Genomic DNA, 12128 nt, shown 5'->3' with positions numbered 1-12128 from the left:
AGCGCAAGAATGTGCAAGTCCGGCGCAAGCCGATGAAAGCCGCCCGCCCGCGCTTTCGTCACACTGGTGTTTTTCGCGGTATGAGAAGAGAGAAACCATGAACGCATTACTCTATGGGCTGGTCGTTGTTATCTGGGGCACCACCTGGATCGCCATTTTTCTGCAACAGGGGCCGGTTCCCGCCCCGGTTTCCATTTTCTGGCGCTTTGCCGTGGCCAGCGCCACGATGATGATTGTCCTCCTCGCCCTTCGCCGCCTGCGCAGGCTGGCACTGCGGGATCACCTCTACTGCCTGCTTCAGGGCTGCTGCGTATTCTGCTTTAACTTCTGGTGCTTTTACACCGCCGCCGCCCATATCAATACCGGCCTTGAGTCGGTGATCTTCTCGATGGCCGTGCTGTATAACGCCATCAACAGCTTTATCTTCTTCGGCCAGCGCCCGCCCGCACGCTTCTGGACGGCGGCAGCGCTGGGGCTTATCGGGATCATTACCCTGTTCTGGAACGATCTGCTCGCCAGCGGCTGGAGCGCGTCGTTGCTTACCGGCATTGGGCTTTCTGCCCTCGGCACCTACGGCTTCTCGCTGGGGAATATGATCAGCATGCGCCATCAGCGCAACGGGCTGGAAACGATGACCACCAATGCCTGGGCGATGCTGTATGGCACCGTTGTGATGGGCCTTATCGCCCTCTTCAGGGGCGATAGCTTTATGCCGGAATGGACGGTGAGCTATATGGGGGCGCTGCTGTATCTTGCGCTGTTTGGCTCGGTGATTGCCTTCGGGGCTTACTTTACGCTGGTGGGCCGCATTGGTCCCGGTAAAGCCGCGTACAGCACCCTGCTGTTCCCGCTGGTGGCCCTGTCAATTTCAACAATCTACGAGGGCTACGTGTGGCATCTCAACGGAATCGCAGGCTTACTGCTGATACTGGGGGGAAATATGGTGATGTTTACCAAGCCGGAAACCTGGTTCCGACGCCTGCGGACGGCATAGAAAAACGGCCTGCGAAGGTGCAGGCCGTGTTGATTATTTTGCAGTCTGATGAACATCAAACATGGTGGCATCCGTCGCCATGTCATCCACAACCTGTTTCAGCGTGGCGAAGCCTATCGGCGTATTTTCATTTGCCAGCTCTTCACCTTCACCTTTACGAACAACTTTAATTACCGGCTTGTTCGTGGCCGCATCGATCAGCTCGCCTTCAAAGAACAGATGCGTATCCATGGTGCGATGGCCAGTTGCCATCTGCGTTCCCGCAACCAGCAGCGCGACAGGAATCACTTCATAGAACTGCAAACCTTCTTTGTCCGAGCTCACACCGGTGATGGCGCCACGGAAGATCAGGCTATGTTTGCCTGGCGTCGTCACAATCGGCTTACGCTGGCCAATCGCGGTTTTCAGTTTGGTATTGGTATAACTCAACACCTCATCAAGCGTTTTTTGCCCAAGCTGAGTGGTCGGTTTTGGCGCCGGGTAATAGGTAATCGGCGTCCAGATAATGCTGTCGTAATTCGCCTCATTGTAGGAAGGATCAACCCAACGCAGGGTTGGCTTCCCGGTTGCAGATGTCATCTCCTGCAAGCCTGAGTAATCTTTTAAAAAGCCTGAATACTGCTCGGGGGCTGCGACTTTTGACGCGCAGCCTGAAAGGGCCAACAGGCCAGAAAGCACTGCAACTTTAAAAAAAGTCTGAGTACGCATGATGGTATTCCATGTTATCTGCAAGTATGCACTTGAAGTTATAACAAAAAATGGGGAGATGTGGTGTGGCAAAAAATGACGAAGACAGCACAAATAGCGAAAATAGTGCCCGGACGAAACCGGGCAGTATAACTATTACTCTTTCAGATCCACTTGCCAGAACAGGTGCTTGCCGAAGGGATCGATTTCATAACCCGTGACCTCTTTACGGACCGGCTCAAAAATGGTCGAGTGGGCAATCATCACCGCCGGCATTTGATCGTGCATCATCTGCTGCGCCTGCTTGTACAGCGCCACGCGTTTTTCGCGATCTGTTATCGATTTGGCTTCGGCAATCAGGTTATCAAAGGGCTTATAACACCATTTTGCCGAGTTCGACCCACCGTTGGCGGACGTACAGGTAAACAGCGGCCCGAAGAAGTTATCCGGATCGCCTGTCGCCGTTGTCCAGCCCATCAGCGCGGCCTGATGTTCCCCTCCTTTCACGCGCTTCAGGTATTCGCCCCATTCATAGGTCACGATCTTGGTCTGTACGCCTACTTTCGCCCAGTCCGCCTGGATCATTTCAGCCATCCGTTTCGCGTTCGGGTTATAGGGCCGCTGCACCGGCATGGCCCACAGTTCGATGCTGACGCCGTTGGCAAATCCCGCCGCCTTTAGCAGCGCTTTCGCTTTTTCAGGATCGTAATCGTAGTCTTTCAGCGTGCTGTCGGCACTCCAGACGCCAGGCGGCAGCAGGTTTTTCGCCGCCGTGCCGGTTCCGTGGAACACCGCGTCAATGATGGCGGGTTTATTAATCGCCATCGCCAGCGCCTGGCGCACCTTCAGATTATCCAGCGGCGGCTTTTGCGTGTTAAACGCCAGGAAACCGGTATTCAGGCCGGCCTTGCTCATCAGATTGATGTCTTTGTTGGCCTTCATACGCGGCAGATCCGCCGGGTTCGGGAACGGCATCACCTGGCACTCGTTCTTCTCAACTTTGGCAAAACGCACCGAGGCGTCCGGCGTGATGGTGAACACCAGACGATCCAGCTTCGATTTCCCCTGCCAGTATTGCGGGAAGGCGGTAAAGAGGATGCGGGAATCCTTCTGGTACTGCGCCAGCTTAAACGGACCGGTGCCAATCGGCTGCATATCGACCTTTTCTGGCGTGCCCGCTTTCAGCATGGCATCGGCATATTCCGCCGACAGAATGGAGGCAAAATACCACGCCAGGTCAGCGACAAACGGCGCTTCCGGGTGCGCCAGGGTGAAGCGCACGGTGTGCTCGTCAACCTTGTCGATGGCCGTTATCAGGCTGCCAAACTCCAGGCTTTCAAAGTTGGAATAGCTGCCGTTCGAGACGTTATGGTAAGGATGATTCACATCCTTCTGGCGCATAAACGAGAAAATCACGTCATCCGCGTTGAAGTCGCGCGTCGGCGTAAACAGCTTATTACTGTGGAATTTCACCCCTTTGCGCAGGTGGAAGGTGTAGATCTTGCCATCCTCGCTCACCTCCCAGCTTTCGGCCAGGCTCGGCACCAGTTCGGTGGTGCCGGGTGTGAAATCGACCAGACGGTTATAAACCGGTACGGCGCTGGCATCCACGCTGGTTCCCGAGGTGTATAGCTGAGGATTGAAGTTTTCCGGCGATCCTTCAGAGCAGTACACCAGCGTTTTTGCCGCGACGGTGGAACTGACCGTCAGCGCAGCGAGCGCCAGCGTTATCGTTGTGAATGTGCTTTTCATCATTATTTCCTGTCTTTTTAATTCGACGGCTAATTACTTCTTTTGCCGTTCCATAAATAACATTAAAGTGAAGGCGCAAACACATGAAAAATAAATACAGAAGGAAACACTATGGGCTCTGAACTCTCCAGACAATTAACCCGTCGCTTTTTTCGTTATCTCGCCATTACCAGCCAGAGCGATCCAAAAGTGAAAACGTTGCCCTCCACGCCGGGCCAGCACGACATGGCGCGGGAACTGGCGAACGAGCTGGAAAAGCTGGGGTTGGACGACATTGTGATTGATGAATTCGCTACCGTTACCGCCGTGAAAAAAGGCAATGTCGCGGGTGCGCCGCGCATTGGTTTTATTACCCATATCGACACGGTAGACGTCGGTTTATCTCCGGATATTCATCCGCAAATATTAACGTTTAGGGGTGAAGATCTCTGCCTGAATAAAGAGAAAGGGATCTGGCTGCGCGTCAAAGAGCATCCGGAAATTCTGGCTTACCCTAATGAAGAGATTATTTTCAGCGACGGAACCAGCGTATTAGGCGCAGATAATAAAGCGGCCGTCACCGTGGTTATGACGGTACTGGAAAACCTGACGCCAGAGCATAAGCATGGCGATATTGTGGTGGCGTTTGTGCCTGACGAGGAGATTGGCCTGTGCGGTGCGAAAGCGCTGGATTTGAAGCGCTTCGACGTCGATTTTGCCTGGACCATCGACTGCTGCGAACTGGGGGAAATTGTTTATGAGAACTTCAACGCGGCAGCGGCAGACATTCGCTTTACCGGCGTAACCGCTCACCCGATCTCCGCCAAAGGGGTGCTGGTCAACCCGCTCCTGATGGCCACGGACTTCATCAACCAGTTCGATCGCCAGCAAACTCCGGAATGCACCGAAGGGCGCGAGGGCTACATCTGGTTTAACGGCATCCAGGCCGGGCAAAACGAAGCGGTGCTGAAAGCCAACATCCGTGATTTCGACAAAGAGGGTTTTGCCGCCCGCAAGCAGCAAATTGCCGATGTGGCGGCGCAAATAGCCGCGCAGCACCCTACGGCAAATGTGGAAGTCCGCATTGAGGACACCTACAGCAATATCAGCAACGCGATTGGTGAAGATCGCCGCGCCATCGACCTGATGTTCGAGGCAATGAAATCGCTCGGTATCGCGCCCAAGCCAACGCCGATGCGCGGCGGCACGGACGGCGCAGCGCTGTCAGCCAAAGGCTTGCTCACCCCGAACTTCTTCACCGGCGCCCATAACTTCCATTCAAAGTTTGAGTTTTTACCGCTGTCGTCGTTCGAGGCGTCCTACCGCACCGCCCTGCAACTCTGTCTGCTGGCCGCGCGTTAAGCGGGCTTGCGTGCAAGCAGGGTGGCGAAGCGCAGCTTGATACGGTTCCCGTTGGCATCGGTACGGTGGAGTTCACCCACCTCTTCGTTGTACTTGAGCAGCTCCCAGCCTTGGTAATAGTTGCTCAGTTCACCGGTTTTGAACGCAAACGGGAAACCAACGGTACACGGATAATCCTCGGTATCCATCGCCGCAACGATCAGGTTATAGCCGCCCGGCCTGGTGCAGCGCTGCATATTGGCGATAAGACCAGGGATGGTTTTCGCCTCAAGGAACATCAATACGACGGTAGAAAGAATAAAGTCATATTCGCCGTCAAAGGTCAGGCTGTTCAGATCCTGAATCGCCGTTTGCAGATTCGTAATCCCTTCCGCCGCCTTAATGCGCTCGATGTTATCGATGCTCATCGGGTTTTTATCCCACGCCGTCACGTCATAGCCGTTGGCCGCCAGGTAAAGGCTGTTACGGCCATTTCCGCAACCGAGATCGAGCGTTTTACCCGGCTTAACAATATTCGCGCTATGTAGCACCTCTGAGTGCGTACGGGTCAGACCATATTTCTCGGTAAAGTAGTTTTCATCGACAGTCATTGTTTTTCCTCAGATTGCATAAGCAGTGCCTTATCAGCGCGCACCAGAAGTTTGCCCTGCATCAGCAAGATAAAAGTACGGACCAGCAGCATCGCGATGATGACGTTGGTGAAAATAAACAGTGGAACAGCAAGGGCGTGAAAGAACCCTGACGGGCTGCTTTGCCCAAGATGCAAACCGGTAGTCGCCAGCGCCGAGACCCCGAACGAGAAGCTCCAGAACGACGCGTTGAACGGCTGCGACAGATACCACGGCATCAGACGCAGCATAAACAGCAGCTGCAACAGGCCATAGCCAAACAGCATTTTGGCGAAGGTGTCCGCTTCGCCGCCGTTGACGCTAAGCCAGGCGCTACAGGCCACCAGGGCTGGCGCAAGCTGTATCCCGAGCGAGGTACGAAGCGCTGCGGGCAGTTCGCCAGCGCTGCGCAGGCGCTGCAAAATGACCGGCTCCAGGCTCAGCCAGGAAAAGACGCCGGCGCCAAGGAACACCAGTCCGGCATCGTGGAAACCCAGCGCGCCGCAGGCCATCGCGCTAATAAAATTGTTCGCCACCGTCGGCAGATAGAGGCCCGGCGTTGTCGCCTCTCCCGGGTGCTTACCGCGCCACAGCCCGGCGCTTTGCCAGGCGGCATACGCAAGCTGGATCACCACGCCCACACTAAATAATACCAGCGACATCGGGCGGTACCACGGCACGAAGCCGATGGCCACCAGCATCGTTGTGGCGGGAAACAGGCTGACAAAACTGCTCATCACCGGATGTCGCATCTCTGCCAGCACGCTGCGTGGAAACCGTACCGCACGGGTGAGAAACGCTACGCTCAAAAAGAACCAGATCGTCACCGCCAGCGCCACCAGGATCTCTCCCGGCCAGCGCGTAACCGGCCAGACAGAGCTGGCATAACGCCAGGCGAACCCCATGCCAATGGTACCCAATACCATGCCAAAGTACCCGGCGGGCAAGTTAAGAACGCGTTGGTTTTCATTATGCATTTTTTTTAAACTTTAAAATGTATTTGAAATGCCATTTTAAGGGGTTTCCCGTACCGACGCCAGCACTTCGACAAGCCAAAAGTTTGCTACGTTTAGTGAAAGGCTTTTCAGGGATCAGACGATGACAAAATATCGGCTTAGCAATGAAACGCGTCTGTGGCGCTGGCAGGACGGGACCACGCCGTGCACAACGCCCCTCAGACAGATTGTTGCCGTGGACGATTTTAACGATGTTGCCCGCGGGACAAAAGGCGGTTGGGTTGAAGATGAGAACGCCCTCGCACAGGACGGGGATTGCTGGATTTACGATGAAAACAGCGTGGTGTTTGCCGATGCCCGGGTATCCGGTAATGCCCGTCTTACCCAGCCCTGCATCGTAAGCCACCGCGCACACGTTAGCGGCAACAGCTGGCTGGACGCCGCCGAGGTGAGTCACGGCGCGATAATAAGTGACAACGTCACCATCCAGCACTCTACGGTGCGCGGGGAATGCCGCATCGCAGGTGATGCGCGGGTGCTGCATAACAGCATGGTGATCGCAGCCAAAGGGCTTACGCCCGACCGCGAACAGATCCTGCAAATCTACGACAGCGCCACGGTCAGCCAGTCGCGTATTGTGCATCAGGCGCAAATTTACGGCGATGCCATGGTGACCTGGGCCTTTGTAGAGCATCGCGCGGAGGTGTTCGATCGCGCCATTCTTGAGGGCAACGCGCTTAATAACGTCTGGGTGTGCGACTGCGCCAAAGTGTACGGCAACGCCCGCCTGCTGGCCGGCTCAGAGGACGATGCAATCCCGACGTTGCGGTACAGTTCACAGGTTGCGGAAAACGCCCTCGTCGAAGGCAACTGCGTTATTAAACATCACGTGCTGATAGGCGGCGAGGCGTGGTTGCGCGGCGGGCCGATCCTGATTGACGACCACGTCGTGATTCAGGGCCGGGCGCGTATCAGTGGCGATGTACTGATTGAGCATCAGGTGGAAATTTCAGACGATGCGGTTATTGAGGCGCTTGAGGGTGAAAGCATTCACGTCCGGGGATCTAAAGTGATCAACGGCGACACGCGGATCACCCGAACGCCGCTGCTGGGGGCACTATAGCGGGAAAAGCCTGGCGTAAAGATTAACGTCATCGTAGCGGCCATTGAGCATTTCCGCTTCCCGCAGGCATCCTTCCAGCGCAAAACCGTTGCGCTGAGCCACACGGTTACTGTTCTGGTTATCTACGCGACATTTAATGACAAAGCGGCGGATCTCGCCGCGCTCAACGTAATAGCGCATAAACGCCTGGAGCGCCTGAGAGAGAATGCCTTGCCCCTGATGCGCTTCGTCGAGCCAGTAGCCAATGTACCCGGCCTTGTTCGCAGGCTCGATGGCGTTAAAGGAAAGCACGCCCACCAGCGCGTCGTTCATGAAAATCAGGAACATTTTGGCGTAACCGCGCTCGTGCAGCATCTGGTTGCTCTGCACGTTGCGTCGCGTGTCCTCTTCGCTGCCGACATGCTGCGCCCAGTCAAAGGCGGTTTGCAGCCAGGTTTTGTTTTTAATCACGAGGTTATGCAGATCGGCGGTATAACGTTCTTCAACGGCGCGAAGCTCAATATCCTGGTTAACGGGGATAATTTCTGAAGACATAGTGCCTCTTATTAATTGCCGGGTGGCGCTAACGCTTACCCGGCACAATCCCAAAATGACTAGCGCATAATCCGGTCGTCAACGTAGTTACGTTTGTCCGGCGCTGGCGGGAAGTATTGATACAGCCAGGTCTCGCTGATGGCGTCGCCCTGACAGCGCAGGAACAGGCGCATATCGACCGGCTCGGTAGAGTCAGAGGTTGGATACCAGTCAAACAAGATGCGATAGCCGTCGAACGGCTCGACGTAGAGGATCTCCACCTGCTTCGCTTCACCGCTGGACAGCGTGATCACCGGCTCAATGCCCTTCGGTGCGGCGGCCTTCAAATCGCCCCCGACGAAGTCAATGGCAAAGCGACGGGCCCACACTTTCGGGTAATTTTCACCCGGCGCCCAGCCCTCCGGGAAGCCGCCCATACCGGTACGGGTCGCGTAGACGTTTGCCAGCGGCGAACGCACCGGTGGCTGCGCGCTCCAGTAAAGACGGTATTTGAAGTCCAGTTCGTCGCCCGCCTGCACCGGCTTCTCCGGCTGCCAGAAGCAGACCACGTTATCGAGCGTCTCGCCGGTTGTCGGAATCTCCATCAGGGCAATGGAGCCTTTGCCCCAGTTATTGCGCGGCTCGACCCACAGGCTTGGTCGCTTGTTATACCAGCCCATGACGTCCTGATAATGGGAGAAGTCACGGTCAAGCTGCAACAAACCAAAGCCTTTCGGGTTCTTATCCTGAAACGCGTTAAATTGCAGCTTTTGCGGGTTGTTCAGCGGTCGGCAGATCCACTCCCCGTTGCCGCGCCACATCGCCAGACGGTCTGAGTCGTGGATCTGCGGATGAATGGTGTCGCACATGCGGCGCTCGTTGTTGCCGCAGCTAAACATGCTGGTCATCGGCGCGATGCCGAGCTGCTTGATCGCTTTGCGCGCGTAGAGGTGGTTTTCGACGTCCATGATCACCTGGCTCTTCTCGCAATGGATCACGAACTTATAGGCACCGGTAATGCTCGGGCTGTCCAGCAGCGCGTACACGGTAAAGGTGGTATCACCCGGCTTAACGGTTTCAAACCAGAAGGAGGTGAAGTCCGGGAACTCTTCCGGGGTGTCGGTAAAGGTATCCACCGCCAGGCCACGCGCGGAAAGGCCGTACTGGTAGGTATCATCCACCGCGCGGAAGTAGCTCGCGCCCAGGAACGAAACGATATCGCGTCGCGCCAGCTCCGGCGCTTTAAATACGCGGAATCCAGCAAACCCGAGGTCGCTCTGCCCTTCCAGCTGGCGGGTATCCACGCCCGTATCGCCATAGCTGAACAGCTCAGGTCGGAAGTGGATCTCGCGCGCCTGAGAGGTGGTTTGATCCAGCGAGAACATGCGCACACGGCGGCGGAACCCCATCCCCATATGGAAGAACTGGGCGTCCAGCTGACGACCTTCAATGTTATTCCACAGCGACTGCTTCTCATCGTAACGAATGGCGTTGTACGCCTGCGGCGTCATGGTGGCCAGCGTTTCCGGCAGCGGACGCGGCGCGCCGCCCCACGGGGTTTTCGCCAGATCGTGCGCCATGGATTGCAGAACGGAGAAGTCGAAGCGGCGGCTCTGACCGTCGGCAATATCGGAATCAGCAGCATACGCCGCCTGGGAAAACAGAGAAGCAAGGCCAGAAGTGCCGCTCAGGGCAGCCATTGCCAGGGAACCTTTGAGAAAACGTCTGCGATTCATGCCTGAGAAAACGTCCTTATGGTCGTGTGAATGTGTTTCGCACGCGGCGAAATGACGGCAAGAAAGAACGCACAGCCTAAACAAAAACGGTTAAGAATCCAATTGTTGGCGGGTGATTATCTGAACAAACCAGGAAATATTTTCTGTCGACCAGAACGGCCTGAAAGTGGTGTAAAAAACAGTAAATACACGAAATCATTCATGCTGGATCAAGGCGGCAAGTCTGAGAGTCCCCAGGAGCTTACTCAAGTAAGTGACTGGGGTGAACAGACGTAGCCAACGCAGAGGCAGCCTGAAGGATGAAGTGTATTTAAAAGTGTCCCGGCTGGACATCAACAGCCGGGACCAACGAGGCGGTTATTTTACGCTGACATCGATACCCGCGAAGTACTTATCAGCCAGTTTAGCGATCGTGCCATCGGCACGTACTTTATCAATGGCGGCATCAAGCTGCTTTTTGGTGGCCTCATCCCCCTTACGCAGCCCAAAGCCGATACCACTGCCGAGGATCGTGTCGTCTGACACTGGTTTGCCGATAAAGCCAAACCCTTTACCCTGCGGCTTGCTGAGGAAACCCGCCTGCCCGGCCGCTGACATCACCAGCGAGGCGTCGATGCGGCCATTCAGCAAATCTCCCCACGCCATATTCTGATCTTTATAAGACACCACGGTGACACCGTGCTTTTCCCAGTGCTCTTTGGCGTAGGTTTCCTGAATCGAACCCTGGAGAACGCCGATGGTTTTGCCCTTCAGCCCTTCCGGCGTGGCCTCTACCGCAGAGCCGGCTTTGCCCACCAGCTGGGAGGGAATGCGATAGATGGGCTGAGTAAAGTCAATGCTCTTGCGACGCTGCTCGGTGATGTTCATCGCCGAGTTAATCGCGTCGAACTTTTTCGCCACCAGACCGGGGATCAGCGCATCAAACGAGGTTTCCACCCAGCTGCACTTCAGCGCGGCGGCTTTGCAGATGGCATTTCCCAGCTCTACGTCAAAGCCCTCCAGCTCCCCTGACGCATTGCGGCTTTCAAACGGCGGATATTCCGCCTCCAGACCGTACCGCAACTCGGTGGCGGCGATTGACGAAAATGAACACAGCAGCCCCATGCCGACAACTAACGCGCGTAATTTCATCTTAAACTCCTGAACGTGGTGTGATCCGACACAGGGCCTGGGCACCTGCCCGTAACGTCGCCTCATCTTTCGCAAAAGAGAGACGAATCAGTTTATTGTCCGTGCCATCAGCATAAAACGCCGACAGCGGAATAGTGGCAACCCCGCACTCGACAATCAGCCTTTTCACCATCTCGCTGTCGCGCTCGTCGCTGAAGCCGCTGTAATCAGCCAGCAGGAAAAACGATCCTTTGCTCGGCAGCAGCGTAAACGGCGAGTCGGCCAGCAGGCTTTGCAGCAGATCGCGCTTGCGCTGATAAAACGCCGCCAGCGACAGCCAGGTTTGCGGATCGGCCATATGTTCTGCAAACGCATACTGCATTGGCGTATCGGCAGAGAACATTAAAAATTGATGGACCTTACATATCTCATCCATCAGCTCCGCGGGCGCCACACAATAACCCACGCGCCAGCCGGTCACGTGATAGGTTTTTCCGAAGGAAGAAATTATCACGCTGCGCTCCGCCAGCTGCGGGTGCGTCGCCATCCCGTGGTGTGGCTCGCCGTCAAAAACGACGTGCTCATACACTTCGTCAGACAAAATGATGATGTCGGTGTGGCGCGTCAGCGCCGCCAGCTGGTGCAGATCGGCGGCCGAAAATACCTGTCCGCTCGGGTTGTGCGGCGTATTAACGATGATCATCCGCGTGCGCGGGGTGATGGCCGCCCGCACATCGTCCCAGTTCACGGCAAAATCGGGTACCGTCAGCTTAATGGCGATCGGCTTCGCCCCTTGCAGACGGACAATCGGCGCATAGCTGTCAAAGGAGGGTTCGAAATAGATCACCTCATCGCCAGGATGAACCAGCCCGCTGATGGCCGAGTAAAGCCCTTCGCTGGCGCTGGCGGTCACCAGCACCTCACTGGCCGGGTCATAGTGCGTGCCGTAGAGTGTGGCAATTTTGTACGCGATGCGCGCCTTAAGCGGCTGTAGCCCGGTCATGGACGCGTACTGGTTATGGCCTGCCTCCATGGCGCGGGTCACGCCGGAGATCAGTTTTGGGTCGCAGGAAAAATTCGGCGCACCCTGAGAAAGGTTGATCGCGTTATGCTGGGCAGAAAGCTGGCCGATAACGGTAAAAATGGTGGTTCCCACATCCGGCAATTTGGAGCGTGTCTGCACCGGCGTTTTCAAAGTCATCCTCTGTCCCTTCTCATGGTGAATGCATAACTATTCAAACAACAACTTCGCTGTCGGGACAATCGAATTGTTGTCATAATAGCCATGACAAAAACGCATAGCTAAGG

11 protein-coding genes are annotated in these 12128 nt (G+C 55.8%); 3 read left to right on the top strand and 8 right to left on the bottom strand.

Features of this window, described 5'->3' with window-relative positions; genetic code table 11:
• Positions 1 to 97: 97 nt before the first annotated feature.
• A complete protein-coding gene (locus tag IM300_RS12795) occupies positions 98 to 994 on the top strand; it encodes a DMT family transporter (protein ID WP_112792302.1) in 897 nt (298 codons plus the stop codon).
• Positions 995 to 1027: 33 nt separating this feature from the next.
• Here IM300_RS12795 and IM300_RS12790 read toward each other — a convergent pair whose 3' ends face one another.
• On the bottom strand, positions 1028 to 1702 hold the full coding sequence (locus IM300_RS12790; protein WP_193036787.1) for a DUF3313 domain-containing protein: 675 nt from the start codon (positions 1700 to 1702) through the stop codon (positions 1028 to 1030).
• 135 nt (positions 1703 to 1837) lie between these two features.
• Positions 1838 to 3433 carry an ABC transporter substrate-binding protein gene (locus IM300_RS12785; RefSeq protein ID WP_193036887.1) on the bottom strand — a complete coding sequence of 532 codons (1596 nt, stop codon included), beginning with the start codon at positions 3431 to 3433 and terminating at the stop codon, positions 1838 to 1840.
• A gap of 111 nt (positions 3434 to 3544) precedes the next feature.
• On the opposite strand from IM300_RS12785, the gene pepT reads away from it, so the two are divergent.
• Complete coding sequence (gene pepT, locus IM300_RS12780; RefSeq protein WP_193036785.1) at positions 3545 to 4774, top strand: peptidase T; 1230 nt, start codon at positions 3545 to 3547, stop codon at positions 4772 to 4774.
• On the opposite strand, the gene tehB is transcribed toward pepT, so the two are convergent.
• Positions 4771 to 5364, bottom strand: coding sequence for a tellurite resistance methyltransferase TehB (gene tehB / locus IM300_RS12775; RefSeq protein ID WP_193036783.1), 594 nt, complete (start codon positions 5362 to 5364; stop codon positions 4771 to 4773). The two genes, pepT and tehB, sit on opposite strands and share 4 nt — an antisense overlap.
• On the bottom strand, positions 5361 to 6359 hold the full coding sequence (gene tehA, locus IM300_RS12770) for a dicarboxylate transporter/tellurite-resistance protein TehA (RefSeq protein WP_193036781.1): 999 nt from the start codon (positions 6357 to 6359) through the stop codon (positions 5361 to 5363). Before tehA ends, tehB begins: the two co-directional genes overlap by 4 nt.
• A 121-nt stretch (positions 6360 to 6480) precedes the next feature.
• Here tehA and ydcK point away from each other — a divergent pair, with 121 nt between their 5' ends.
• Positions 6481 to 7461, top strand: coding sequence for a YdcK family protein (gene ydcK / locus IM300_RS12765; RefSeq protein ID WP_193036779.1), 981 nt, complete (start codon positions 6481 to 6483; stop codon positions 7459 to 7461).
• On the opposite strand, the gene rimL is transcribed toward ydcK, so the two are convergent.
• The 4 genes from rimL to IM300_RS12745 form a co-directional block, all read right to left on the bottom strand.
• The gene (gene rimL / locus IM300_RS12760) at positions 7456 to 7995 is read right to left on the bottom strand and encodes a 50S ribosomal protein L7/L12-serine acetyltransferase (protein ID WP_112792297.1); all 540 of its coding nucleotides are present in this window, start codon (positions 7993 to 7995) and stop codon (positions 7456 to 7458) included. The genes ydcK and rimL overlap by 6 nt on opposite strands.
• A gap of 59 nt (positions 7996 to 8054) precedes the next feature.
• Entirely contained in the window at positions 8055 to 9710 is a 1656-nt protein-coding gene (locus IM300_RS12755; protein WP_063866746.1) for a glucan biosynthesis protein D, read from the bottom strand.
• A gap of 357 nt (positions 9711 to 10067) precedes the next feature.
• The gene (locus IM300_RS12750; RefSeq protein WP_193036777.1) at positions 10068 to 10841 is read right to left on the bottom strand and encodes an ABC transporter substrate-binding protein; all 774 of its coding nucleotides are present in this window, start codon (positions 10839 to 10841) and stop codon (positions 10068 to 10070) included.
• A gap of 1 nt (position 10842) precedes the next feature.
• Positions 10843 to 12021, bottom strand: a complete 1179-nt coding sequence (locus IM300_RS12745; protein ID WP_193036775.1) for a pyridoxal phosphate-dependent aminotransferase — start codon at positions 12019 to 12021, stop codon at positions 10843 to 10845.
• Between the last annotated feature and the right edge of the window lie 107 nt (positions 12022 to 12128).

Origin of the sequence: Enterobacter cloacae complex sp. I2 (assembly GCF_014896205.1) — a bacterium.
GTDB classification, from domain to species: Bacteria; Pseudomonadota; Gammaproteobacteria; order Enterobacterales; family Enterobacteriaceae; genus Enterobacter; species Enterobacter quasihormaechei.
This window is presented reverse-complemented; position numbering and strand designations above follow the sequence as displayed.